Origin of the sequence: Arthrobacter zhangbolii (assembly GCF_022869865.1) — a bacterium.
Taxonomy (GTDB): domain Bacteria; phylum Actinomycetota; class Actinomycetes; order Actinomycetales; family Micrococcaceae; genus Arthrobacter_B; species Arthrobacter_B zhangbolii.
Genome location: NZ_CP094984.1, coordinates 2,979,947 through 3,004,976, shown reverse-complemented (window position 1 = coordinate 3,004,976; position 25,030 = coordinate 2,979,947). Strand labels below are relative to the sequence as shown.

Genomic DNA, 25,030 nt, shown 5'->3' with positions numbered 1-25,030 from the left:
ACGGGAAATTCCGGCTGACAGCCTGTCGGCGCCGACGGCTGATGCCGGCTCTGGGCGGTTGCGGGTTGTTCGAAAGAGGAGTGGGCGGATGTCCGATCTGGACATAATTCTGGACAAAACGGAACGCTCCATGGGCCGCCGGCAGATCCAGGCCGGCCATGCGCTCATGGTGGTTATGGTGCGCGAAATCGGATGGCCCATTGGGGACGTATGGTCCGCCCTGACTGTCCCGGAGCGGTTGGGGCAGTGGCTGGGTGCACCTGACGGGGACCTTCGCCGGGGCGGCACCTGGAATCTCCCGGATGGTTCCCACGGTGACATTCTGCGCTGCGATGCTCCCCGCCTGATGACCGTGTCCTGGGCCCGGGGGGAGAGGCATCCGGCGGAGCTTGAGTTCCGGTTGGCGGCAGAGGACAGCCGAACGCGGATTGAGCTCCGCTACGCATCAGTGCGCAAGGGGTTTGCCCTCACCTCCGACCCGGCCGGCGGGCTGTGGACCGGAGGGGCCGGGTGGGAGTATTTCCTGGACCAGTTGGAAGAGTATGTGGAGGGCCGGGTGCCGGAGAAGGCACTGGGACTGATGCCGGACCTCAGCCCCGACGAGGCAATGGGGGAGCTGTTCGAGGCGCGGAATGCGCGGTGGCGACGGGCCGCGGATGAATTTGACCAGGAGCATGCCCTCTAGTTTTCGGCTGGGACCGGTCCGCAAAATGGCGGAACCGGAGCACCCTCAGAAAACCCCGGTCCGCCGGTGGATGTGCTGTGGATAACTTTACTTTCAAAGTTGAGCTAATTAGACTCAACTTTGTTAGAGCAGCACCGCTAAAGCTGAATCTGCCCAGGTTTTGAGGAGCCACCGTGGACACCAAATTCACGAACAAGAGCCAGGAAGCGCTCTCGGCTGCGGCCATGAACGCGAACACTGCCGGAAATCCGCAGATCGAACCCTCCCATCTGCTCAAAGCGCTGATGGACCAGCGGCAGGGCGTTGCCGTCGCGCTGCTTAAGGCCGCCGGGGTCAACGTGGACACGGTCAGTGCAGGAGCCAGCAGCGCCATCCACCAGCTCCCTTCCTCCTCCGGCTCTTCAGTGGCCCAGCCGCAGTTCTCCCGTCCCCTGCTCCAGGTTATAAACGCCGCACAGCAGGAAGCGGAACAGCTGGGGGACGCTTTCGTTTCCACCGAGCACCTCCTGCTGGGGCTGTCCCTCGACAGCGGGCCGGCAGGCAAGGTTTTGCGTGAGAACAACGCGGGCCATGATGCCCTCATCGCCGTGCTTCCATCCGTAAGAGGAGATCGTAAAGTGACCAACGCTGATCCGGAGAACACCTTCCAGGCACTGGAGAAATTCAGTACGGACCTGACCGAGATGGCCCGCTCGGGCAAGCTGGACCCGGTGATCGGCCGGGATGCGGAAATCCGCCGCGTCATCCAGGTCCTGAGCCGCCGGACCAAGAACAACCCTGTGCTCATCGGCGAGCCCGGTGTTGGCAAGACCGCCGTCGTCGAAGGGCTCGCCCAGCGCATTGTGGCCGGAGACGTGCCGGAGTCGCTGAATGGCAAAACCCTGCTGTCGCTGGACCTCGGATCCATGGTGGCCGGCGCCAAGTACCGTGGTGAGTTCGAGGAACGCTTCAAGGCCGTACTCGAAGAAATTTCCAACGCTGAAGGGCAGATTGTCACCTTTATCGACGAACTGCACACGGTGGTGGGTGCCGGCGCAGCGGAAGGGTCCATGGACGCCGGCAACATGCTCAAGCCGATGCTGGCCCGGGGCGAGCTGCGGCTGATTGGCGCCACCACCCTGGATGAGTACCGGGAGAATATCGAGAAGGACGCAGCGCTGGAGCGCCGCTTCCAGCAGGTCTACGTTGGCGAGCCCAGCGTGCCGGATACTATCGGCATCCTCCGCGGGCTCAAGGAACGCTACGAGGCACACCACAAGGTTGCCATCGCGGACTCGGCCCTTGTCGCCGCAGCCACCCTGTCCAACCGGTACATCACCGGGCGGCAGCTGCCGGACAAGGCCATTGACCTGGTGGATGAAGCCGCTTCCAGGTTGCGGATGGAAATCGATTCCGCGCCGGAGGAAATCGATGAGCTCCGGCGTGCCGTTGACCGCCTGACCATGGAGGAACTGGCCCTGGCCAACGAAACCGACCAGGCCTCCATCGAGCGGCTGGAAGTGCTGCGTGAAGACATGGCCAACCGGAAGGAGCAACTGGCTGCCCTCAATGCCCGCTGGGAAGCTGAAAAGGCCGGCCTGAACCGGGTGGGCGACCTGAAGGCCAAGGTGGACGAACTGCGCGGCCTGGCGGAAAAAGCCCAGCGCGACGGTGACCTCACCGAGGCGTCGCGAATCCTCTACGGCGAGATTCCCGCCCTGCAGAAGGAGCTCGAAGCCGCCCAGCAGGCAGAGGCGAGCAAATATGGCGACGAAGCCCAGGAGCTGATGGTCTCCGAGGAGGTCACGGCGGACGACATCGCCGAAGTGGTTTCGGCCTGGACCGGCATTCCGGCAGGCCGGATGCTGCAGGGGGAATCCCAGAAACTGCTGGACATGGAAGAAGTCATCGGGTCGCGGCTGATCGGACAGACCAAAGCGGTGGCTGCAGTATCGGATGCTGTCCGCAGGTCGCGGGCAGGCGTCAGCGACCCGGACCGCCCCACCGGCTCCTTCCTCTTCCTGGGCCCCACCGGCGTCGGCAAGACCGAACTCGCCAAGGCGCTCGCAGACTTCCTCTTTGATGATGAGCGGGCCATGGTCCGCATCGATATGAGCGAGTACTCCGAGAAGCACGCCGTGTCCCGCCTGGTGGGAGCTCCCCCCGGGTACGTGGGATACGAAGAGGGTGGCCAGCTCACCGAAGCGGTGCGCCGCCGGCCGTATTCAGTGATCCTGCTGGACGAGGTGGAGAAGGCGCACCCGGACGTTTTCGACATTCTGCTGCAGGTCCTCGACGACGGACGCCTCACGGACGGGCAGGGCCGTACGGTGGATTTCCGGAACGTCATCCTCATCCTCACGTCCAACCTCGGCTCGCAGTTCCTGGTGGACCCGGGCATGAATGAGGACCAGAAACGGGAATCGGTGATGGCCATGGTCAACGCCAACTTCAAGCCCGAGTTCCTCAACCGCCTGGACGATGTCATCCTGTTCGACCCGCTGAGCCTGGAGGACCTGACCCGGATTGTCGACATCCAGGTGAGGGCGCTTGCCGCCCGCCTGCACGAGCGCCGGCTGGTACTGGACGTCACCGACGCGGCCCGTGAATGGCTTGCGCTTACCGGCTACGATCCGGCCTACGGTGCCAGGCCCCTGCGCCGCCTGGTGCAGCGCGAGATCGGCGACAAACTGGCCCGGGGCATCCTGGCCGGAAAGATCAGCGACGGTGACACGGTGCTGGTGGACCGGGCCACCGACGGACTGGACGGCGACGGCCTGGTGGCCGAGACCGGACTGACAGTGGCTGCGGCCGGCTAACGGCACGCCGGTCCGGCAGGGAACGACCTTATAAAAGACGAAGGGCTGCACGGCGGGTACTCCCGCTGTGCAGCCCTTTTTGCTGTGGTTCTCTGACGCTGCTCCGACAGGTTAGCGCAGCAGGGACCCGGTGATCTCCTGGCCTTCGGGTGCAAAGACGAAGCAGTCCAGCCGCCGGTCACCGTTGGACCAGGTCTGCTCTGTAGGGATGGACTTGGTCAGCTTCAGGTCCGGGTATTCAGCTGCGGCATCCGCGAAGTCCACGGCGTCGCAGACTTCATTGACGCGCTCTTCGAGGGCGGCTGTGCCGGGGAAGGCATCCCCGTCGGGGAAACTGTCCGTGGCTACCAGCTGGGCGTCGTGCGGGGTCTCACAGCTCACGACGTCGGCCCGGGAGTTCACATCTTCCCAGTCCTGAAGACAGGCGCCGGTTTCGAGGTCCACCGGGTTGACGTTCTCCTCAATCACGCCTTCACCCTTGTCATTGAACACGAAGACAAATAGCAGGATAGCGACGACGGCGGCCAGCACGATCCCGCCGATGATCACGGCGAGGCGGGTGTTGCGACCGGTCGAGCCGCCCTGTTTGGCTGCTGCGCCCGCTGCGGAAGGCCCGGCGGCTGCAGTTCCTGAGCCCGGCGTACCCGCAGCTGTTCCGGCAGGATTCTGCCGGGCGGCTGAGGCGCCCGCAGCCTGGCTTTCGGCAAGGCGGCGGGAGCGGCGCGTGTCAGCGGCCGGTACGGCACCCGTTGCCGGAAGCGCAGCATCTGCGGAGCCGGCACTGGTGCCCTCGGCGCCCGCTGCATCCGCGGCGGACGTCGCGGAAGATTCGGGCAGGGCGCCGGTTGCGGGTGCTGCGGCCGCGATTCCGTGCAGGGGGTGATCCTCGCGGCTGCCATCGGGGACGTCGGCAGGGGTTTCGCCGGTTTCCTTCTCCGTGCCGGGTTCACCGGCTTCTCTTTCAGTATCGGGTTCGCCGGCTTCCGGTTCGGCAACCGCGCCGGCAGTTGCGTCGTCTGTTCCTTCGCCGTCAGCGGCAGCTTCACCATCGACAGCGGGGTCTGTCTCAGCGGAGGTCTCAGCCTGAGGATCTTCCTCAGTTGCCTCGGCGTCTGTCCCGGCGGGGCGTTCTGCCTCCGCAACGGCCCCGGTTCCTGCCTCGGCATCAGGGGCAACCCCGTCCGCGGTTACCTCGTCCTCGATTACCCCGTCGGCTGACCCGGCCTCCGCTGCCTCGGTATCTGCCGCGGCTTCTGCAAGGCCGTCCGCCGGAGCTTCCTCTGCTGCTGCTGCGCCGTCCGCCGCAGCTTCCGGCTCCGTCGTTTCGGCATCCATATCGACAGGCGCTTCGGCATTCGCGTCGACAGGAGTTTCTGCTTTCTGAGCGACATCGGTTTCTGCTGCGGCATCAGCCTCAACGGCTTCTGCCGTGTCCTCAGGAGATGCTTCCGCATCCTCAGCAGGTGCCGGCGTGGCGCCGGCGCCCTCCATGTTCGGGGCGGCGCTGGCCGCCGGTGTGTCCTGCTCCGCCTGTTCCGCCTGCTCGGCGTCCTGTTGTGAACCCTGCTCAGTGTCCGAACCGGCAGTGTTGTCGGCAGGTGCCGGTGCAGGAATAGCTGTCCCGGCGGTCGCGGGATCGCCGGCATCCACGGTTGCGTCGTCGCCGTCGCCGTCACCGTCGTCGTCGCCGCCCTCGCTGTCGCGGTCGCCGCCCTCGCTGTCGCGGTCGCCGTCGTCGCTATCGCCATCACCAGCGCCGTCGCTATCTGTGGCTGCTTCGTCAACGGCCGGAGGTTCTGCTGCGTCCTCGACGGCGTCCTTGCCGACCTGGATCTCCGCGCCGGCAGGGGCGGGCTCAAGTCCGGAAAGCCTGCCCGCTTCCGCCGCATTCGCTTCCACAGCGGCCGCTTCAGAGACAACTTCCTCCAGCGAGGCGGCCTCAACTGCATCACTGCTCAGGGCCGGATCGGCCAGGGCGGGTTCTTCAAGCGTCAGTTCCTCGGGCGCCACGACCACCGGTTCCGGTGGAAGCACAACGTCGTCTGGAAGCACTACGTCGTCGGCCGGGGTGATGTCCGGTTCCCGCGCGGAGTCTGCATCCTCGCCTGCCGGGCCAGTGCCAGGAGCACTGTCGGCCGGAGCCGCGGCGGGGGAACTGCCGTCATTGGCTGTGCCGTTGCCGGCGGACTCCTCCTCCGGTGCGTTGTCCGGGTTCTCGAAGCTGCGCTCCCATAGGCCGGTGTCGTGGCTTCCGTCAGCGGAGAGCCAAGCGGGGGAGTCCGACCGGGCGCTCAGATCTGGGAAGGCCGATGACGAACCGGCCTCCTCCGGTGGCGGTGAGTCCGCTCCCGGTGTATTTTTCTGATCGCTCATGGTGAACGCCTGTCCTCCCTATAGGTGGCGCCGCGAAGCGCCCCAAAACTGTCTCTCCCCCTGACTTTAGCCAATATCCGGGGGCAGGCGCAGGAAACGGGGTGTCGGGGAGCTGTACTAAGTGGTTAGGCAATAGCTCCTGTCGGGGTGCCGGGGGCACAAGGCGGCGGGAAAACATGTAACCTGTACTTACGACAAATTGACCAAATATTCCGAGGCCTCGTTCATCTGCCCGAACGACCCACCTCCGGATCGACGCAAAAAGGGGGTCACGCCATGGGGCGCGGCCGTCAAAAGGCAAAAGCAACCAAGCAGGCACGGGAAATGAAGTACTTCACCCCTGCCACGGACTACTCGGCGCTCCAGCGTGAGCTCTCAGGACCCACGAGTCGTCCATCGAGCCGATACCCTGAGGAACCGGCTGAGCCGGACTACTCGGCGTATGAGGATAAGTACGCGGATCAATTTGGCGACGAAGACGATGATGAGGGTGACCGCCGCATAAGCTAGCGGCAGCCTCAAACGTTGGCCGATTGCCACGCATTCAGCGGATCACCTTCGGGTGGATCCGCTGAATGTCGTTAACACCGGTTCTCCGGACCCGCTACGGGTCCAGGGCCCCGGACCAGGTTTCACCGGTCCGGGGCCTTTGCCGTTCTCAGGCGTAGTCGCCAACCAGCCGCACTGAGCCGCCGTCAACACCCTTGGCGCCCTGCACAAAATCAGGGTCCGAGCCTGCCGGAGTTTCCTCGGCGTCACCGATTGTGCCCATCACCCATGCCGGGACACCGCGGGAAGCGAGTTGCCGCAGCGCCGCGTCCGATCCCGCGGCGTCGACAATGGCTACCATGCCGACACCCAGGTTCAGGGTGCGTTCCAGATCCGGCCTGGGCACGTTCCCCAGTTCGGCGACCAGCTTGAAGACGGGAGGCAGCTCCCAGGTGGAACGGTCCACTGTGGCCTGCAGGCCCTTGGGCAGGACACGTGCCAGATTGGCCGCGAGTCCGCCGCCGGTGACGTGGCTGAAGCCATGCACGCCGGCCGGCTCATGGCGGGCCAGGTCAAGGCAGTCGGCTGCGTAGACGCGGGTCGGTTCGAGCAGTTCTTCGCCGAGGGTGCGGCCGAAGTCGGGGACCTGCCGTTCCAGCTGCCAGCCCGCGTGGTGGATCACGCGGCGGACCAGGGAGTAACCGTTTGAATGGATGCCGGAGGCTGCCATACCAATCACCACGTCGCCGCGGCGTACACGCTCCGGGCCGAGGAGGTTGTCGGCTTCCACAACGCCGGTGGCTGCGCCCGCGACGTCGTACTCGTGCTCACCGAGAAGGCCTGGGTGCTCAGCGGTTTCACCGCCCACCAGTGCCGTACCGGCAACCTTGCAGGCAGCCGCAATGCCGCTGACAATGCCGGCAATCCGTTCCGGCACCACCTTGCCACAGGCAATGTAGTCGGTCATGAACAGCGGCTCGGCGCCCACCACAACAATGTCATCGACAACCATCCCCACCAGGTCGAAGCCGATGGTGTCATGGATGTCCAGGGCCTGCGCAATGGCGACCTTGGTACCCACGCCGTCAGTGGAGGTAGCGAGCAGGGGCTTCTTGTAGGTCAGGAGGCGGGAGACGTCATACAGGCCCGCGAATCCTCCCACGCCGCCCAGGACCGAGGAATTGTGCGTGGCCTTCACCGCGGCCTTCATCAGTTCCACGGCTTTGTCTCCGGCTTCGACGTCCACCCCTGCGGAGGCGTAGGTGATGGAGGTATCAGGGGCGCTCATACGGCCTCTTTCTTGTCGGAATCGTTAAGCAGGTTCTCGAATTCGCTGTCCGGGCCGGGATCGCAGCCGTTGGAGCCGCTGTTCTCGGCGGGATTGGCCGTACCCTGGGTTTCCAGCAGATTCTTGCCGAGCCGGTCCGCTGAGGGCAGCTCAATCGGATACACGCCGGTGAAGCAGGCAGTGCACAGCCGCTCGCGGGGCTGCATGGTGGCATCGATCATGCCGTCTTCGGAGATGTAGGCCAGGCTGTCGGCGCCGATGGACGCGCAGATTTCCTCGACCGCAGCACCGTTGGCAATGAGCTCGGCGCGGGAGGCGAAGTCGATGCCGTAGAAGCAGGGCCATTTCACCGGGGGGGAGGAAATCTTTACATGAACCTCAACGGCGCCGGCCTCGTGCAGCATCCTTACGATGGCCCGCTGGGTGTTGCCGCGGACAATCGAGTCATCAACAACGACCACCCGCTTGCCGCGGATCACCGATTCCAAAGCGTTTAGTTTCAGCTTGATGCCCAGCTGGCGCAGGGTCTGGCTGGGCTGGATGAAGGTGCGGCCAACATAGGAGTTCTTCACGAACCCGTGGGCGAACGGAATGCCTGATTCCTCGGCGTATCCCACTGCAGCCGGGGTGCCGGACTCGGGGACGGGAATCACGATATCTGCTTCGACCGAGTTTTCACGGGCCAGCTGACGGCCCATCTCCACCCGGGATTCGTAGACCGAACGGCCCGCAATGGTGGCGTCGGGGCGGGCCAGGTAGACGTACTCGAAGACACAGCCGGCCGGGGTCGGCTCCCCGAAGGTTCGGCTGCGGACACCGTTTTCATCAATGGCGATGAATTCACCGGGCTTGATTTCGCGGATGAAGCTGGCGCCCACGGTGGCCAGTGCGGACCCCTCGGAGGCCACCACCCAGCCGCGTTCCAGCCGGCCGAGGACCAACGGGCGGACACCGTAGGTGTCCCGCGCGGCGTAGAGGGTGCCCTCGTCCATAAAGACAAACGAGAATGCGCCGCGCAGCTTGGGCAGCAGGTCCATGGCCGTGTCTTCGAGGGAGCGTCCGTCGCTGCCGTTGAGCAGTGCGGTGACCAGGGCCGTGTCGGAAGTGTTGCCCTGGGCAATTTCGCCGCTGCGGGGGCGGCCCTCCCGTTCGAGGATCAGTTCATACAGTTCCGCTGAGTTGGTCAGGTTGCCGTTGTGGGCCAGTGCCACCGTGCCGCTGGCCGTGGCGCCGAGGGTCGGCTGCGCATTCGCCCAGTGGGATGCCCCGGTGGTGGAGTACCTGCAGTGGCCCACCGCGATGTGCCCCTGTAGGGTGTTCAGTGTTGTCTCGTCAAAAACCTGGGATACCAGGCCCATGTCCTTATAGACGCTGATGCGGCTGCCGTCGCTGGTGGCGATGCCCGCCGATTCCTGCCCCCGGTGCTGCAGGGCGTACAACCCGTAGTAGGTAAGCTTCGCTACCTCTTCGCCGGGGGCCCAGACTCCAAAGACTCCACAGGCGTCCTGTGGGCCTTTTTCGCCGGGCAATAGATCATGGGAAAGCTGTCCGTCTCCGCGTGCCATGCAAGCATTCTCTCACGCGTTGTGAGCCGGGCCGCCTGTGTGCGCAACCGTTACGGCAGAGGCTTTTCCGAGGCCGCGGATTCCTGCGGTGCGGAGGCTTCGGGGGCGTCGGCATCCATGCTTTCCACGGTTGCCCGGCGGGACTTGCGGACGCTCACCCAGTCCAGGGTCAGTGCTGTCAGCGCCCCGAGGACCAGCCCCGGCATAGCGAACATCATGGTGAAGAAACCGAGCGTTGCCTCGCGCGTGAAGTTCGGATCCTCGGCGCCGCCGTAGGCAACGAAGAGTGCAGCGATAAACCCGGCGATCACGCCCAATGCCAGGAACGGGACGAAGCGGGGGGCGCGGCGGACTGTAATCTCGCGGCGCTCGGGGCTGTGCTGCTCGGAAACCATAGGTAGATTCTACCGGCCGGGAAACAGCGGAAGCACCTCGGATAAATCGGCACGCAGACCTGAGGCGGCCACCTTTCCCGACTGCACGGCCTCCGACCAGGATTGCCGCCCCGAGATCAGCTCAAGCCAGGTGGCGCCGTCGGTCTCGATCACGTTCGGCGGTGTGCCGCGGGTGTGCCGCGGCCCGGCCACGCACTGGGTGACGCCGAAGGGCGGGACACGGACCTCCACGCTGTTGCCCGGGGCCCGTTCGGCGAGCTCCTCGAGTGTGTACCGTACGGCCGTTGCGGTGGTGGCGCGGTCCGCCCCGCCCGCTGCCACGGCCTGGAGGGCCGCGCGTCCATCCGCTGCGGAAATCCGGCGCCGGGCCATCCGGTTAACCCAGCAGCGCCGTGACCGGCGCGCCCAGCCGCAGGCTCCCTACGGGCTGTCCGCCGCCCAGGACAGGCTGGACGATTTTGTCCAGCACCTTCTCTACTGCCAGCGGGTCCACGGCACCGCTGGCTGCCAGCAGGGTCAGACCCACCAGCGACGCGGCCCGGGTGTTGCCGTCCAGGATCTTCAGTGCCACGGACGCGCCTGTCCCGGTGCCCAGCACCAGGACTCCTTCGGCTCCGTTCTTGGCAATGATCCCGAGATCTTCCATCACAACGGAGTTCTCCCGGCCGTGGCCGTGGACGGCCCACGGGTAGTCAAGCATGGCGGTGGCCACGGTCGCCGCGCGGGCGTTGCCGTGCTTTCCCGAGGGCGCCTTGGCGAGCCGGCCGATACCGCGTGCCAGTCCGGTGAGCGACACCGCCGCCAGTGGGGCGCCGCAGCCGTCCACGGCCCAGTGCTGGATGCTTTCGCCGGTGAATTCCTCGATCACCTCGGCTATCCGGCGCTGCAGCGGGTGCTCCGGGTCCAGATAGGTGGCATGATCCCAGTTGTTTTCGGTGCAGGCCCAAAGGAACGCGGCGTGCTTGCCTGAACAGTTGAAGGCCACCCGCTGCGGGCCCTTGCCCTCACGGATCAGTTCGTTGCGCGCCTCGGTGTCCTGCGGCCAGTCTTCCGGGCACTGCAGGTGCCCCTCGGTGACACCCGCGGCGGAGAGCATGCCCCGCACCACGTCCATGTGCTCGCGCGAACCGACATGGCTCGCGGCGGCCAGTGCCACCTGCGGGCCGCGCAGCGGCACCCCTGACTGCATGGCGGCAACCGCCTGGAACGGCTTGAGGGTGGAGCGCGGGAAGATGGGCGCGGTGATGTCGCCGAGTTCCGTAACCACGGTGCCGTCTGCGGCCATCACAACGGCAGAGCCGATGTGGCGGGATTCTATGAAGCCGTTGCGTTCGAGCACGGCCAGTTCAACGGCATCGGATGCGGTAAAAGTTGCGGGCATGTCATTCAGTCTAAAGGGCGGCGGACCGCGGGGGACGAACCGGCGATGGCGGCCCCGGCACCGCCGTCGATCTGCCGCCCCCCGCTGGCCTGCGGCGCCCTGCTGCCTGGCCCGGCGTCCGCAGTTCCACTATCGGGCTACCGGCCGGTTACCTGCAATGCTGTGCTGCCGTGCGGGTACTGTTCGGCCCAAAACACCTGTGAATACGGCACGCCTTCTCCGGAACCGGGCATGGCCCAGGTAGCCGCGCCGGTCCCGCGCCACCGCGTCATGTAAGCGGTGATGCTTTCAGGCCCTCCCGGCCAGCAAGTACCCTGAACTACTGTGAAGGTACTCGTTGTTGGCCCAGGTGGCCGCGAACACGCCCTTGTCCGAGCACTCCTGGCCGATCCCTATGTCCGGGAGGTCCACGCGGCCCCCGGTAACGCAGGGATTGCAGAGCTGGTTCCCGTGCACCCCGTCGATGCAGGCTCGCCGGAAGCGGTGACCGAACTTGCCACCTCGCTCGGGTCCGACCTGGTGGTGATCGGTCCGGAAGCCCCGCTCGCCGCAGGCGTGGCGGACGCCCTGCGGGAGGCCGGCATTGCCGTGTTCGGCCCGTCCAGGGCTGCCGCCCGGCTGGAGGCCTCCAAGGCATTCGCCAAACAGGTCATGGCCGCAGCCAACGTGCCCACCGCCATGGCACGCGTGGCAAAAACACCGGAGGAAGCGGCTGACGCCCTGGATACCTTCGGAGCCCCGTACGTGGTCAAGGATGACGGGCTGGCCGCAGGCAAAGGCGTGGTGGTCACCGATGACCGGGACCAGGCGCTGGATCATGCCCGGGCCTGCTTCGATGCAGGCGGCAGTGTGGTTATCGAAGAGTTCCTGGACGGCCCGGAGGTGTCCCTCTTTGTGATTTCGGACGGCCGTCATGCGGTGCCGCTGGCCCCTGCCCAGGACTTCAAACGGATTTACGACGGCGACGCCGGCCCCAACACGGGCGGCATGGGCGCCTACTCGCCGCTGGACTGGGCGCCGGCAGGTCTGGTGGAAGACGTTGTCCGCCGCGTAGCGCAGCCGACCATCGACGAAATGGCCTCGCGGGGCACCCCGTTTGTTGGGGTGCTGTACTGCGGACTGGCACTGACTACCCGGGGCATGCGCGTTATCGAGTTCAACGCGCGGTTCGGTGACCCCGAGACGCAGGCAGTGCTGGCACGGCTCAAAACCCCGCTCGGCGGGCTGCTGATGGCCGCTGCGAAGGGCGAACTGGATGCCATGGAACAGCTGAAGTGGGATCCGCGCCCTGCCGTCGCCGTAGTGGTGGCGGCGGAAAATTATCCCGACACGCCCCGCACCGGTGACAGGGTCCGCGGGCTGAAGAAGGCCGGCCGCCTGGACGGTGTGCATGTGCTGCACGCAGGCACCCGGTTGGAAAAGGACAAGGTCCGCAGCGCCGGCGGCCGGGTACTCGCCGTCGTCGGACTGGGGGAGGACCTGGTCCAGGCCAGGGACCGTGCGTATGCCGGTGTGGACCTGATCAGCCTGGAAGGCTCACAGCACCGCACCGACATTGCCCTGCAGGCCGCACGCGGAGAAGTCCGGGTGCCCCAGGGCAGCGCAGGTACCGGCCTGGCGGGCGAACCGAGTGAAAAGGACCTGGCATGAGCGGCATCGGCACGGCACCGGAACTGCCCGGGTGGCGGCACGTTTACTCGGGCAAGGTCCGGGACCTGTACGTGCCGGCGGGGGACGACGGCGCCGGCAACCGGGTGCTGGTTGTCGCCAGCGACCGGATCAGCGCCTATGACCACGTGCTATCCAGCATCATCCCGGACAAGGGCCGGATCCTCACGCAGCTCAGCCTCTGGTGGTTTGATCAGCTGGGGGAAATCCCCAACCACGTCATTTCCGCCCGGGAGGGCATCCCGGCCGCGGTGGCCGGGCGGGCCATGATCTGCAAAAAGCTGGAGATGTATCCGGTGGAGTGCATTGCCCGCGGTTACCTCACCGGATCCGGTCTGGCGGAATACCGGTCCTCGCAGACGGTCTGCTCCCTGCCGCTGCCCGCCGGGCTGGTGGACGGTTCCCGGATTGAGCCGGCCATCTTCACCCCCTCGGCCAAGGCTGAACAGGGCGAGCACGACGAGAACATCACCTACGAAGCCGTCGAACAGACCGTAGGCGCAGACACCGCCGAACAGCTGCGCACGCTGACCCTGGATATCTATACCCGCGCCGAGGCCATTGCCCGGCAGCGCGGCATTATCCTGGCGGATACCAAGGTGGAGTTCGGGCTGGATCCGGAAACCGGGGATGTCACGCTGGGGGATGAGGTGCTGACCCCCGATTCCTCGCGCTTCTGGGATGCGGCCCTGTACTCACCGGGCAGGGCTCAGCCGTCCTTTGACAAGCAGTACGTGCGCGACTGGCTCACGTCCCCGGCCTCGGGCTGGGACAAGGCCTCCGACGCGCCGCCGCCTGCGCTGCCCGACGACGTCGTGCACCGCACCCGTGAGCGCTACGTGGAAGCCTATGAGCGGCTTACCGGACAGGCGTTTGTCTAACACCGGCTGAGGCGGGAAACGACGAAAGGGGTGCCGCGGCGGTAAAGCCGCGGCACCCCTTTCTTTTGTTTTTGTCCTGCGAATCTCTTTGTCGGCGGGTCGCTTTGTCTTGCGGAGTTAAACGCAAAAGGCTCCGGCCAGATTTCTCTGACCGGAGCCTTGCTGGTCGGGGTGACAGGATTTGAACCTGCGACCTCGTCGTCCCGAACGACGCGCGCTACCAAGCTGCGCCACACCCCGTAACCATTGTTTCCCGAGTGTTTGACCACCTCGCGAAGCAACTTTACAAGGATACTAGAGAAACCCCGATTCCGCGAAACCGGCCCCAGCGGCGGTTACGTCACAGTCGTTTTCCCGCTGCCTGGCGTCCCGAAACCGGGCGCCGGGCGGGTGCTGCCGGAGTCAGGAATCCCGGGCTGCGAGGGTCAGCAGGACGGCCTCGGGCCGGCAGGCGAACCGGACCGGGGCGAACCGGGAAGTACCGATGCCGGCCGACACGTTCAGCGGGATGCGCCGTCCGCCGTGCGCCCAGGACGTCAGGCCGCGCGCCTGCCACGTGGGCAGGTCACAGTTGCTGACCAACGCTCCGTACCCGGGAATGCGCACCTGGCCGCCGTGCGTGTGGCCTGCCAGGATAATCTCCGCGCCGCCGTCGGTGAACTGGTTGAGTACCCGCTGGTAGGGCGCGTGCGCAACCCCGATCCGAACCTCCGGAGCGGAGGAATCCGTTCCGGCCGGGAGGTCGTCAAAGCCGGGGTATTCGTCACGCGACAGGTGCGGATCATCCACGCCGGAAAAGTTCAGGCGCAGCCCGCCCAGCTCCATCAGGGCCGTGGTGTTGGTCAGGTCCTGCCAGCCGGCATCACGAAAGGCCGTAAACAGCAGGTTCCACGGCAGCTCCCGGGGGGTGTGCTTGTGCTTGGACGGGCCGGTGAAATACGTGAACGGGTTCTTCAGCACCGGTGCGTAGTAATCATTGGACCCGGGAACAAACACACCCTGGAACCGCATCAGCGGCTTCAGCGCCTCCAGCACCGGCGGGACGGCATACGGGTGGCTGAGGTTGTCCCCGGTGTTTACCACCAGATCAGGTTCAAGCTCTGCGAGGCTCTGCAGCCACCGGACCTTGCGCTCCTGGCCGGGAACGAAGTGGATGTCGGAGAGGTGCAGGACCCGCAACGGGCTGCTACCTGCGGGAAGAACCCGAACGGTTTCTTCCCGCAGGCCGAAGAGATTGCGCTCGATCAGGGACCCGTAGGCAAGCGCGGCTGCGCCCGCCCCTGCGACGCCGCCGGCCAACCAGGCCGACGTCCGCGCAGCGGAGGCCAGGGATGAATCAGCCACTAACCGTTCCCGCCGCCGTTGTTGGCGCCGCCTTCACCGCCGCCGTTGTTTCCGGCATCCCCACCGGGGGCGCCGCCCGCGTTGTTTCCGGCATCTCCGGCGGGAGCTCCGCCTCCGTTGTTGCCCTCGCTGCCGCTGTTACCGGGCTTATCATCCTTGTCCGCGGCCGGTTTCTCCGGCGGAGTAGCCCGGGGCGGCGGCGCGGTATTACCGATGATGCTGGGCGGCGGTGCGGTGAACGCGTTGGCCTCGTACTGGCCGGCGATGCGCTGGACGTAGTTCTTCCATGAGGGCCCCGCAATGAGTGAACCGTCAATTTCCGGGTAAACCCGGCCACCGATCAGCTTGTCCGACATGGTGGTGTTGTTGGCCTTCCAGTTGCCGATCCAGGAGGCGGTCGCCATGCCGGTGCTGTAGCCCATGAACCAGGTCTGGGAACGGTAGTCATTGGTTCCGGTCTTGCCTGCAGTGGGCACACCGACCTGCAGGTTCAGGCCGGAGCCGTTGGTCATTACGCGCTGGGTCGCCATGTTGACGCCCTGGGCAACTTCCTTCTTCATCACCTGTTCACAGGACTGCTGCGGCACCGGGTACTCCGTGCCGTCGGAGCCGGTCACGGATTCAAGCGCGATGGGCTCGCACTTCAGGCCCTCTGCAGCGAAGGTGGCGAAACCGGTGGCCATGGACAGCGGCGAAGCGTCGCCGCCGCCGCCGAAGGTCGACGGCGGGTCGATGGAGAGCATTTGCCGCTCGCCGTCGGCGCTCTTGCCGTTGTGGATGCCGGCAGCGAAGGCCAGCTTCTGGAAGGAGCACAGATCCAGCTGGTTGATCTCAGCCAGGGTAATCGTGTTGTAGGACTGGGCCAGGCCGTCCAGAACCGTTGTGGTCTTGTAGTTGGTGTCGCCGTAGTTGATCGGCGTCCACGGCTCCAGCGCCACATACCGGCCTCCCGGCAGGCAGCTGGCGTTCCACGTGTGCCCGGCAGGGTAGGTCCGCTTGGAGCCGTTCAGTGTGGTGTTCAGCGTTTTGCCGGCGTCGAGCCAGGCCGCGACCGTGAACGGCTTGTAGGTGGAGCCAGGCTGGAAGCCGCCCAGCCCGTTGAGGTACTTGTTCGGATCGCCGTTCTGGTTCACGTCCACGTTGAAGTTCTGGACAGAGTTACCTGCGGCAATTTCCGGTGTGTAGCGGGTGTTCTGGGCCATCACGAGGATCTTGCCGGTGCCCGGCTCCACGCTGACCATGGAGTGGCCGATCTCAGCGTCGGTAGTGTCCGGGTTGGCCGTCTCGTTGATTGCCGTCTGCGCGGCGTTCTGGAACGTCGGGTTCAGAGTGGTCTTGATGCTCAGTCCGCCGCGGTAGAGCAGCTTGGTACGGTCTTCGTCGGTGGCGCCGAAGTTTTCATCGTTCAGGATCAGATGTGTGATGTAGTCGCAGAAGTACGGTGCCTGTTCGGCGCCGACGCAGTTGCTGGGCACGGGGGTGATCTGCAGGCCCAGGTCGGTGGCCACCGCGGCGTCGTAGTCCTCCTGCGTGATGCGGCCCTTGTCCAGCATGGCCGCCAGCACCAGGTTGCGGCGTTCCAGGGCGCGTTCCGGGTTCAGCTCCGGGCTGTAGAAGGTGGGTCCGTTGACCACGCCGGCCAGCAGTGCCGACTGGGCGATATTCAGGTCCTTGGCATCCACGTTGAAGAAGTAGCGCGCTGCTGCCTGGACGCCGTACGTTGTGCCGCTGAACGGGACAATGTTGAAGTAGCCCTCAAGGATTTCCTCCTTGCTGAGCTCCTTTTCCACCGCAATGGCAAGCTTCATTTCGCGCAGCTTGTCACCGACCGTTTTACCGCCGCTGAAAACAACTTCCTCGTCGTTCTGCAGGTTGGTGTCGATGATGACGTTGTTCACGTACTGCTGGGTGATGGTGGAAGCACCGCGGGTGCTGTCACTGGTGGCGTTGGAGACCAGGGCGCCCATGATGCCCTGCAGGTCCACGCCGCCGTGCTCGTAGAAGCGGTCATCCTCGATGGCCAGCATCGCGTCCACCATGTTGGGCGAAACCTCTTCGAGGGTCACCGGCTGGCGGTTTTCCTCATACAGGGTGGCGATCAGCGAACCGTCATTCGCGTAGATCTTCGACGGGGTAGCCAGTGCGCCCCGCTCCAGTTCCGAGGGAAGCTGGTCGAAGAACTGGATAGAGCCGGAAGCCGCGGTGCCGGTTGCTGCGGCCGCCGGAACCAGGAGACCGGCTGCCAGAACTCCGCAAAGAGCACTGATGCCGAAGAACGCGACGAGCTTTCCGAGAGTGGTCGCCGTGTCGAAGAACGGTGATTTGCGTGCTGCCATGCGTGACAGTCTACAAGCACGTTACCCTTTCCCTTATGACCAAATGGGAATACTTCATTACACCACTTCCACTTCACACACCCGGGCAGGTGCTGAATATGCACGGCGATGAGGGATGGGAACTGGTCCAGATCGCCCCGGCGCCCAACGGGACCGGCTCCGTGGCCTACATGAAACGCGAAAAAACGTCGTGAGCGCGACTGCCGGGGCAGTTTCGGCCGTTGAGATCCGGCTGCGGGAGCTGGGCCTGACCCTGCCCGCCGTCGCGGCTCCGGTGGCTGCCTACGTCCCTGCGGTCATCACGGGGAACCTGGTGCACACCTCGGGCCAGCTCCCGTTCGTGGACGGTGCGCTGCCGGCCACGGGCAAAGTCGGAGCGTCCGTGGATCCCGCGGACGCCGCCTCTTACGCCGCCATCTGCGCCATCAATGCCCTGGCCGCGGTGAAGTCACAAATAGGTGATCTTGATCGCATCAGCCGGGTGGTGAAACTGGTGGGCTTTGTTGCGTCGGATCCCTCCTTCACCGGACAGCCTGCCGTAATCAACGGTGCCTCGGAACTGCTTGGGAAGGTATTCGGAGAGGCCGGAAGCCATGCCCGCTCCGCCGTCGGCGTTGCCGTCCTGCCGCTGGATGCGCCCGTCGAAGTAGAAATGATCGTGGAATTTGCCTAGCTCCACCGTCCGGCTTTTTCCCGTTGCCCCGGATCAGCGGGTAGCCGCGCAAAGCTGGTTCGAACGCCCTGACCGGACGCCCCGCAAACCGCGGCTGGCGTCCTCAGTGGTGCTGTTGCGGGACTCTCCACGCGGGACGGAAACCTATCTTGCCTACCGCCGCGGTGAGTCGCCGCTGGGCAAGGTCGCTTTCCCGGGCGGAAGCGTTGAGGAGAACGACGACGCGCAGGGGACCTGGTACGGCCCGGCGCCGTCGGCCTGGGCCAAGTCGATGGGGATCAGCGATGCCCGCCTGGCCCGCCGGCACGTTGTGGCCGCCATTCGGGAGCTTTTCGAAGAGACCGGCATCCTGCTCGCAGGTCCGGATGAATCAACGCTGCTGGAAAGCAACCGCGCGCCCGAGTGGATGGCGGCGCGCACAGCCATTGCCGCCCAGGACGCGTCCTTCCTCGAGCTGCTGGGCAAGCGGGGCCTTGGCCTGCGGACTGACCTGCTGCGGCCGCTGTCCAACTGGCACAGCCCGGATTTCGCCCTTCGGCGTTTTGATACCCGTTATTTCGCTGCGGTCCAGCCGCTGGGCCAGGATGCCACGCTGCTTGAGGGCAAAGGCGTCTGGGCGGCCTGGAAACCTGCCGGAGACGTCATTGCGGCGCGGGACACCCCGGAGCTGGGCGACGAAATCGGACGCCCGGATACCCAGGGACTGACTCTGGGGGAGCTGGTGGTGCCGCCGGTGGAGATCACCTTGGAGAAGCTTGCCTCGGCGCGCGGCTGCATTGCCTACCTCTCCAGCCGCCGGCCGGCAACGGTGTACCGGCCCGAGCTGGTGGACATCGACGGCGAGCCGCGCCTGGCGGTCAGCCCGGGAGGTGCGGCCGAAGGGTCGTCCCAGCACGGACGCTGAGGTTGCCCGCCGCCCGGAAATGACGGTGACACAAACAGCAACGGCGCCGGATCCCCCAGGGGAGCCGGCGCCGTCGTCGTGTGCTGTTATTACTGACAGTTAGCGGGAACGCTGCCGCAGCCGCTGCACGTCCAGGATCACCACGGCACGGGCTTCCAGGCGGAGCCAGCCGCGCTGGACAAACTCGGCAAGGGCCTTGTTGACCGTTTCACGCGAAGCGCCGACCAGCTGGGCCAGCTCTTCCTGGGTGAGCTCGTGTGCCACAAGGATGCCATCGGTGGCGGGACGGCCGAAGCGGTCCGCCAGATCCAGCAGAGCCTTCGCAACGCGGCCGGGAACGTCGGAGAAGACGAGGTCCGCCAGCGACTCGTTGGTGCGGCGCAGGCGGCGGGCCAGTGCCTGCAGCAGCTGCACGGAAACCTCGGGGCGGGTTTCAATCAGAGCGCGGAGGTTCTCGTGCCGCAGGCCGGCAAGACGGGTTTCAGAGACCGCGGTGGCCGTGGCGTTGCGGGGCGAGGGATCAAAGAGTGCCATCTCGCCGAACAGTTCACCCGGACCCAGGATGGCCAGCAGGTTCTCACGGCCGTCCGGGGCGGACCGCCCCAGCTTGATCTTGCCGGAGACGATGAAATACAGCTGGTCGCCCTGGTCGCCTTCCCGGAAAACGGAGGCCCCGCGTGAGAGGTCGACCTCAGTGAGCTCTTCGGTCAGAGCGGCGAAGACGTCGTCTCCCAGAGAGGCGAACAACGGCGCGCGGCGCAGTACCTCGATATCCATGAAATCTCCTGTAAATAGTGTTCTCTACCTATTATCTTGCCGCACGTCACTCCCTTGTGACACCTAAAGCACGTTTGTTCGCCGATGGATGAGAAAAAGAGCCTCAGCACGCGTATGGCGGGTGGAGGCGGATAGCGGGTTCTTCAGGTTGTCCGGATAAACTCGTCAACACCGAGCGGCCTACCCTCCGCCGGGACGCCTCGACTGAACTTTTGGAGCTCTTTGTGCTCGGATTGACACTTCTGGACATCATTCTGCTCCTTGTCCTGCTCTTTTACCTGCTGGCCGGTCTGCGTAACGGACTGGTAGTGACCCTCGGCGGAATCGTGGGATTTGTTGCGGGCGCAGTGGCGGCGTTTTTCGCCATCCCCCTTGTCGCGGGCTGGGTGCCCGACAACGGCTGGCGGCTGACCGTGGTGATTGCCACGGCGGTGGTCCTGGTGCTGGTGGGGCATGCCGCAGGCGCGGCGCTGGGCGGCATGATCCGGCGCTGGCTGAATTTCCCGCCGCTGCGCTTCCTGGACCGCCTGCTTGGCGGTGCGGTGAACCTGGTGGTCGCGGCCCTGGTGATGGCAATGCTGGCGTTCAGCGTGACCACGCTGGGTGTGCCCTTCCTTTCGCAGCAGATCGCCGCGTCCAGGGTGCTGGGCACCATTGACGACGCCACACCGGAACAGGTGAAGGCCTGGAGTGCACAGATCCGCTCCTTCACGGTCTCCGAGGGGCTGCCGACCATCCTGGACAGTGCGGCTCCCCAATCGGTGGTCCCGCCCAGCGCAGAAGTGGATTCCCCGGCTTTGCGGACGGCGTCCGCCTCGGTACTGAAGATCACCGGCACGGCGTACCAGTGCGGGCAGAACCAGACGGGGTCCGGTTTCGTGGTGGCCGATGACAGGGTGGTTACCAACGCCCACGTGGTTGCCGGCGTGAATGAACCCGTGGTGGAAGTGCCGGACGGAAGCGTGCTTCCCGGCCGGGTAGTGTATTTCGATTCGGCCCGGGATCTGGCGGTTCTTGCCGTGGACAACCTGGATGCCGCGGCGCTGCCGGTAGGCGAGGAGCTGGCCGCGGGCGCCACGGCGGCCTTTGCCGGGTATCCGGCCGGCGGCCCCTTCCGGCTGCAGGCCGCCAGTGTTGAGGGACTCTCCGACGTCGCCGTGCGCGACATCTATGGAACCGCGCCCGAGGTGCTGGAGGTCTATACCCTGGCCGCGAACGTGCAGCAGGGCAACTCCGGCGGGCCGCTGCTGGACATCGACGGGCGCATAGCCGGAGTGATCTTTGCCAAGACCACGGGGGACCAGCCCATCGGCTACGCCCTCTCACTGGCTGAAGCGGGCCCCGTTATCGAGGCTGCTCCCGGTTACAGCGAGCCTGTCTCCGCGGGCCAGTGCACCAGCAAATAGCCGGTTAGCTGAGCCAGTCCAGGGACTGGCCATGGGGGCCCGTGCGCGCCACAGGTGTGCCGTTGTGGTGCAGCACAAACAGGCCGGGGGCCATCTCTCCGGAGGGCGCCTCAAAGCCCGGAACTACTCCCTGCCCTTCGTTGGCGAGCCAATGCACAGGGCGTCCCGGAACGTTCAGGTGGCCGGACATGGTGTCCCGGAAAACCTCCCGGTCTGCTTCCGGCAGGTAGGCCAGCACCGCGGTGTGGAATACGACGACGGCGGCCTCGGGCGGGGCGGCCTCTATGAGTCCGGCAACTTCGTCATTCAGATCGCCCCGGACCACTTCGGCGGGGGTGCGGGCAGCCTCCGCTGCCGCCGCGCGCAGCAGCCTGCGGCGGTCCTCCATGCCCGGCCAGATCAGAGCGTCCAGCCAGGCCAGGTCTTCGGGGTTGCCCGGATCCAGCGGATTGAGGTCCACGCCTGTCCGGTGGATGATGTCCGGGACAGCGCGGGGAAGCGGGGGATTGCCGGTGGTTCGGCATTCCAACACCAGGTCCCGGCGTCCCTGGCCGTTGATGACAGCGCCGCCGTCGTACCGGTAGGCGTACCGGTCCGGATACAGGCAGAGGCCGGCGGACGCACCAACCTCTATCAGCGCCAGCGGGCGGCCCTCGCTCCGCGCGATCCCGGCCAGTACGGGAAGGAGCACGGCACATCGGCGCGGCTCGTTGGTTTGTGTGCTGCGGCTCAGGATGACGTCCCGGATGCCGCTCCAATGATCCTTCAGGAAGGTACGGAACGCGCTGTAGGGGCCGTCGTCGGCGCCCCGGCTTCGGGCGGCGGAGAGCACCAGGTTGGGTTGGCGATTGTTGCGGGGTAAACCGTCAATCAGCTCCAGCACTTCGGTGTCGCGGCTGATTTCCATGGCCCACTGCTCGTAGAGCTACGAGGAACCGCGGGCCTCCAGGCGGGCGAACTGTTCGTACCGCTGCCCAGTGGGCGGCGCGTCAGCCACCGGACGGCTCCGAGATCTGCACCAGGTACTCCACCGCCATCCGGTAGCCGCTGATCCCTGCACCGCAGATCACTGCCTCGGCCACCGCCGAGACGAACGAGTGGTGCCGGAACTCCTCGCGCCGGTGGATGTTGCTCAGGTGCACTTCCACTACGGGCAGCTCCACACCGGACAGGGCATCGGCGATGGCTACGGATGTGTGGCTGTACCCGGCCGGGTTGATGACAATGCCGTCAGCAGTGCCTCGGGCGCTGTGGATCGCGTCGATCAGGTCGCCTTCGTGGTTGGACTGCACGCAGTCCACTGTCCAGCCGTGGGCTGAGGCGGCGGCCAGTGCCGCCGCCTCGACGTCCTCCAGCGTGTCACTGCCGTAGATGGCCGGCTCACGGGTGCCCAGCAGGTTCAGGTTGGGTCCGTTGACGATCAGGAGGTTGCGGGTCTGCGCTGTAGTCATGGCTTAACTATGCCGGAGCAGATACCTCTGAAGACGGCAGGTCGGCTGTGTTACGCGGTGTCATCCGCCGCGAAAGGAGCGCGCCGGCGATGGTAATCAGGGACATCGCGGCCAGGACGACGCCGGGATGCCACCAGGCGCCGTCGGTTTGGATGCCGAACCACGCGGTGATGGACGGGGTGAACCCGGACAGGATGCCGGCGAAACTGTAGGCCAGGGACATGGCCGTGAACCCGGTGCGGGCGGGGAACAGGTCGGCCATCAGCCCGCCCAGGGCGGCCCAGGCTGCTGTCGGGGCAATACCGCCGATCAGGATGGTGAGGATGTACACCGGCTCGTTTGCCTTGCTGATGATGAAGTACAGCGGGAAGGAAATCAGCAGGGTGGCCACCGCGCCGGCCAGGACCATGCGGGCTGAGCCGATCCGGTTGGCCAGGAAGCCGAAGGCGGGGATGGTTGCCAGTTGCAGCACCGAACCCACCAGCGCAGCGTTCAGGACCGTGGATTGGGACAGCCCCAGCTCAGTGATCCCGTAGGACTGGGTGTAGGTGGTCATCAGGAAGTAGGAGCCGATGCCCAGCAGGGCGGCTGAGGCGGCCACCAGCAGCGCCAGCCACTGCGTGCGCAGCACTTCCAGGACAGGAACGCGGATGACCTGGTGTGCCTTGGCTACGCCCTTGAAGACGGGGGTCTCATCAATGGCCAACCGCATGTACAGGGCAATGCCCATAAAGGGGAAGGCGAGCAGGAACGGAATCCGCCAGACCCCCGCTTCCATGGCTTCATCGGAGACCTGGGCCAGCAGCAGGAAAATGCCGGTGACCATGATGGTGCCTACCGGTGAGCCGATCTGCGGGATGGCTGCGTACAGGGCACGCTTCCGGGGTGCTGCGTGCTCGGTGGCGATCAGGATGGAACCGCCCCATTCACCACCCACGGCCAGGCCCTGCAGGAGGCGGAGCAGGACGAGCAGCAGCGGAGCCCAGACGCCGATGGTGTTGTAGTCCGGGAGCAGGCCCACGGCACCGGTGGCAACACCCATCAGGACAATGGTGCCGATCAGGGAGGTTTTCCGACCCACCCGGTCACCGATGTGTCCGAACAGAATGGCTCCGAGCGGACGGGCCACGAAACCCATGCCCAGCGTCAGGAAGGAGAGCAGGGTGCCGGTCAGGGGATCCACGTCCGGGAAGAAAATCCGGTTGAGGATCAGCGCTGCGGCGGTGCCGAAGACATAGAAGTCATAGGACTCCAGTGCGGTGCCTAGGAAAGATGCGCCGGCAACCTTGCGGGCCATCTTGGCTGATGAGGGGGCGTCCGGTGTGGCCGGTGTGAGTGAAGTAGACACGGAAAGGAATTGTCCTATCCGCCGTCACTTTCGCCAAGTTCCTGAGTCCAAGGTCACATTCACGCCGTTCCGCCGAGCGGAAGCTGCCCGCTACTCCCCGGAAATCCTGGCGCGGGCGGGGGAATCCTCCGGTAGCCGGGCGAGGATCAACGCGCGGCCGGCAGCGGTCAGTGCCGGGCCCACGGCCGCTGCGTCCTGCACGTACCCGTGCACCATGGCGCCGTCGCGCAGCATCAGCAGCTGGTCCGCCAGCTGCTCCGGGTCCCGGATCCCCAGTTGGGCGAGCCAGCCGGCAACCAGGCCGTGCAGCCATTGGCGGTGCGCGGAGACCACAGCACGGACCGGATGCTCCGGATCCGGATATTCGGCGGCCGCATTTATGAAGGGACAGCCGCGGAAGTCCGGAGTGCAGGCTTCGGTGCCCATGGCTTCTGCGAGCTGGCGCAGGCCGGTGCATGGATCCGGATCCAGCTGCTCGGCCTGCCGGCGCATGCCCTCGGACTGGTCCTGCAGGTAGGCAACCACCAGATCGTCCTTGGAGCGGAAGTGACGGTAAAAGGTGACCTTCGTGGTGCCGGCTGCGGCAATGATCTTGTCCGCGCTGACGGCGCGTACGCCCTCGGTGTAGAAGAGGCTTGAGGCCCGGCGAAGGATTCGTTCGCGCACATCCGACGGTTTGGCTGCCATTTCCTGTTCCCCTGCTTCCGCTGCTGCTGTGACCTGCTGTGTCCACCTCTTGTGTCCATCTGTTGCGGTAGACGTACTAGTTAGTCTACCTTGAAGGGGACCGAGTTTTCCATCACGAAGGAGTTCCCATGAGCGCTTTGTACACCGCAGCTGCCACCGCCACCGGAGACGGACGCAACGGCGAAGCCCGCACCAGCGACGGCAAGCTTGAGGTGAACCTCTCCACTCCTACCGAAATGGGCGGTTCCGGTGAGGGCACCAACCCCGAGCAGCTTTTTGCCACCGGTTACGCAGCCTGCTTCCTCTCGGCCCTGAAGATGGTTGCCCGGATGGAGAAGGCAGCCATCGCAGATGCCGCAGTGACAGCGGACGTCAGCATCTACAAGCAGGACGAAGGCGGCTTCAAGCTCGGCGTGGCCCTGCACGTGGAGATGTCCGGTGTGGACGAGGCGACGGCGGACAAGCTGGTCCAGGCCGCGCACCAGGTCTGCCCTTACTCCAATGCCACCCGCGGCAACATTGAGGTGGAGCTGGACGTCACTGTCGGCTAATCACCGGCAACTGCCATAAACGCCACAGGC

Annotated in this window: 22 protein-coding genes, 1 tRNA gene and 1 pseudogene; 10 read left to right on the top strand and 14 right to left on the bottom strand. The window is 65.6% G+C overall.

Translation table 11 applies throughout. The features are described 5' to 3' along the window. The first annotated feature begins 88 nt into the window (after nucleotides 1-88). Both MUK71_RS13970 and clpB read left to right on the top strand, forming a co-directional pair. Nucleotides 89-685 carry an SRPBCC domain-containing protein gene (locus MUK71_RS13970; RefSeq protein ID WP_227928552.1) on the top strand — a complete coding sequence of 199 codons (597 nt, stop codon included), beginning with the start codon at nucleotides 89-91 and terminating at the stop codon, nucleotides 683-685. Between the two features lie 173 nt (nucleotides 686-858). Then, a complete protein-coding gene (gene clpB, locus MUK71_RS13965) occupies nucleotides 859-3,483 on the top strand; it encodes an ATP-dependent chaperone ClpB (RefSeq protein WP_227902568.1) in 2,625 nt (874 codons plus the stop codon). A gap of 111 nt (nucleotides 3,484-3,594) precedes the next feature. Here clpB and MUK71_RS13960 read toward each other — a convergent pair whose 3' ends face one another. Further along, the gene (locus MUK71_RS13960; protein ID WP_227928553.1) at nucleotides 3,595-5,856 is read right to left on the bottom strand and encodes a septum formation family protein; all 2,262 of its coding nucleotides are present in this window, start codon (nucleotides 5,854-5,856) and stop codon (nucleotides 3,595-3,597) included. Between the two features lie 276 nt (nucleotides 5,857-6,132). Here MUK71_RS13960 and MUK71_RS13955 point away from each other — a divergent pair, with 276 nt between their 5' ends. Then, nucleotides 6,133-6,366: a DUF3073 domain-containing protein gene (locus tag MUK71_RS13955; RefSeq protein WP_227902565.1), complete on the top strand. Its 234-nt coding sequence runs from the start codon at nucleotides 6,133-6,135 to the stop codon at nucleotides 6,364-6,366. A 148-nt stretch (nucleotides 6,367-6,514) separates the two neighbouring features. Here the strand turns inward: MUK71_RS13955 and purM are convergent, their stop codons facing one another. From purM to MUK71_RS13930, 5 genes are read right to left on the bottom strand one after another with little or no spacing between them, the layout of a single operon-like run. After that, on the bottom strand, nucleotides 6,515-7,633 hold the full coding sequence (gene purM, locus MUK71_RS13950; RefSeq protein WP_227928555.1) for a phosphoribosylformylglycinamidine cyclo-ligase: 1,119 nt from the start codon (nucleotides 7,631-7,633) through the stop codon (nucleotides 6,515-6,517). Then, nucleotides 7,630-9,198, bottom strand: coding sequence for an amidophosphoribosyltransferase (purF, locus tag MUK71_RS13945; RefSeq protein ID WP_227902561.1), 1,569 nt, complete (start codon nucleotides 9,196-9,198; stop codon nucleotides 7,630-7,632). The genes purM and purF overlap by 4 nt, the downstream gene beginning before the upstream one ends. A 50-nt stretch (nucleotides 9,199-9,248) precedes the next feature. Then, on the bottom strand, nucleotides 9,249-9,593 hold the full coding sequence (locus tag MUK71_RS13940) for a hypothetical protein (RefSeq protein ID WP_227928556.1): 345 nt from the start codon (nucleotides 9,591-9,593) through the stop codon (nucleotides 9,249-9,251). A 9-nt stretch (nucleotides 9,594-9,602) separates the two neighbouring features. Then, nucleotides 9,603-9,965: a sterol carrier family protein gene (locus MUK71_RS13935; RefSeq protein WP_227928558.1), complete on the bottom strand. Its 363-nt coding sequence runs from the start codon at nucleotides 9,963-9,965 to the stop codon at nucleotides 9,603-9,605. A 4-nt stretch (nucleotides 9,966-9,969) separates the two neighbouring features. Beyond that, nucleotides 9,970-10,974, bottom strand: coding sequence for an asparaginase (locus MUK71_RS13930; protein ID WP_227902554.1), 1,005 nt, complete (start codon nucleotides 10,972-10,974; stop codon nucleotides 9,970-9,972). Between the two features lie 324 nt (nucleotides 10,975-11,298). Between MUK71_RS13930 and purD the strand changes: the two genes are divergently transcribed. Both purD and MUK71_RS13920 read left to right on the top strand, forming a co-directional pair. Continuing rightward, nucleotides 11,299-12,624, top strand: coding sequence for a phosphoribosylamine--glycine ligase (purD, locus tag MUK71_RS13925; RefSeq protein ID WP_227902553.1), 1,326 nt, complete (start codon nucleotides 11,299-11,301; stop codon nucleotides 12,622-12,624). Next, nucleotides 12,621-13,523 carry a phosphoribosylaminoimidazolesuccinocarboxamide synthase gene (locus MUK71_RS13920; protein WP_227928559.1) on the top strand — a complete coding sequence of 301 codons (903 nt, stop codon included), beginning with the start codon at nucleotides 12,621-12,623 and terminating at the stop codon, nucleotides 13,521-13,523. The genes purD and MUK71_RS13920 overlap by 4 nt, the downstream gene beginning before the upstream one ends. A gap of 163 nt (nucleotides 13,524-13,686) precedes the next feature. On the opposite strand, the gene MUK71_RS13915 is transcribed toward MUK71_RS13920, so the two are convergent. The 3 genes from MUK71_RS13915 to MUK71_RS13905 form a co-directional block, all read right to left on the bottom strand. Then, nucleotides 13,687-13,763 (bottom strand) — tRNA-Pro (locus MUK71_RS13915). Nucleotides 13,764-13,925: 162 nt separating this feature from the next. Next, nucleotides 13,926-14,867 (bottom strand): metallophosphoesterase, encoded by a 942-nt coding sequence (locus tag MUK71_RS13910; RefSeq protein ID WP_227928561.1) that lies wholly within the window; start codon nucleotides 14,865-14,867, stop codon nucleotides 13,926-13,928. Then, entirely contained in the window at nucleotides 14,867-17,203 is a 2,337-nt protein-coding gene (locus MUK71_RS13905) for a transglycosylase domain-containing protein (RefSeq protein WP_227928563.1), read from the bottom strand. Before MUK71_RS13905 ends, MUK71_RS13910 begins: the two co-directional genes overlap by 1 nt. 35 nt (nucleotides 17,204-17,238) lie before the next feature. Between MUK71_RS13905 and sp36 the strand changes: the two genes are divergently transcribed. Genes sp36 through MUK71_RS13890 form a run of 3 tightly spaced genes read left to right on the top strand, consistent with a single transcriptional unit; the run spans nucleotide 17,239 to nucleotide 18,780 of the window. Further along, a complete protein-coding gene (gene sp36, locus MUK71_RS13900; protein WP_227902544.1) occupies nucleotides 17,239-17,397 on the top strand; it encodes a Sp36 family protein in 159 nt (52 codons plus the stop codon). Continuing rightward, entirely contained in the window at nucleotides 17,394-17,876 is a 483-nt protein-coding gene (locus MUK71_RS13895; protein ID WP_227902541.1) for a RidA family protein, read from the top strand. Before sp36 ends, MUK71_RS13895 begins: the two co-directional genes overlap by 4 nt. Next, nucleotides 17,869-18,780 (top strand): NUDIX hydrolase, encoded by a 912-nt coding sequence (locus MUK71_RS13890; protein ID WP_227902539.1) that lies wholly within the window; start codon nucleotides 17,869-17,871, stop codon nucleotides 18,778-18,780. The genes MUK71_RS13895 and MUK71_RS13890 overlap by 8 nt, the downstream gene beginning before the upstream one ends. Before the next feature lie 99 nt (nucleotides 18,781-18,879). Here MUK71_RS13890 and MUK71_RS13885 read toward each other — a convergent pair whose 3' ends face one another. Next, complete coding sequence (locus MUK71_RS13885) at nucleotides 18,880-19,557, bottom strand: Crp/Fnr family transcriptional regulator (protein ID WP_146360700.1); 678 nt, start codon at nucleotides 19,555-19,557, stop codon at nucleotides 18,880-18,882. Nucleotides 19,558-19,781: 224 nt separating this feature from the next. Here MUK71_RS13885 and MUK71_RS13880 point away from each other — a divergent pair, with 224 nt between their 5' ends. Next, a complete protein-coding gene (locus tag MUK71_RS13880; RefSeq protein WP_227902538.1) occupies nucleotides 19,782-20,963 on the top strand; it encodes a MarP family serine protease in 1,182 nt (393 codons plus the stop codon). 4 nt (nucleotides 20,964-20,967) lie between these two features. On the opposite strand, the pseudogene MUK71_RS13875 reads toward MUK71_RS13880, so the two are convergent. The 4 genes and pseudogenes from MUK71_RS13875 to MUK71_RS13860 form a co-directional block, all read right to left on the bottom strand. Further along, nucleotides 20,968-21,873, bottom strand: a pseudogene (locus tag MUK71_RS13875) (DUF2332 domain-containing protein); the annotation flags it as partial. 79 nt (nucleotides 21,874-21,952) lie between these two features. Beyond that, a complete protein-coding gene (gene aroQ, locus MUK71_RS13870) occupies nucleotides 21,953-22,414 on the bottom strand; it encodes a type II 3-dehydroquinate dehydratase (RefSeq protein ID WP_227902535.1) in 462 nt (153 codons plus the stop codon). A 7-nt stretch (nucleotides 22,415-22,421) separates the two neighbouring features. After that, a complete protein-coding gene (locus tag MUK71_RS13865) occupies nucleotides 22,422-23,762 on the bottom strand; it encodes an MFS transporter (RefSeq protein ID WP_227902534.1) in 1,341 nt (446 codons plus the stop codon). 90 nt (nucleotides 23,763-23,852) lie between these two features. Continuing rightward, entirely contained in the window at nucleotides 23,853-24,449 is a 597-nt protein-coding gene (locus tag MUK71_RS13860; RefSeq protein WP_227928566.1) for a TetR/AcrR family transcriptional regulator, read from the bottom strand. Nucleotides 24,450-24,577: 128 nt separating this feature from the next. On the opposite strand from MUK71_RS13860, the gene MUK71_RS13855 reads away from it, so the two are divergent. After that, nucleotides 24,578-25,000, top strand: a complete 423-nt coding sequence (locus MUK71_RS13855) for an organic hydroperoxide resistance protein (RefSeq protein ID WP_227902531.1) — start codon at nucleotides 24,578-24,580, stop codon at nucleotides 24,998-25,000. Nucleotides 25,001-25,030 lie beyond the last annotated feature (30 nt).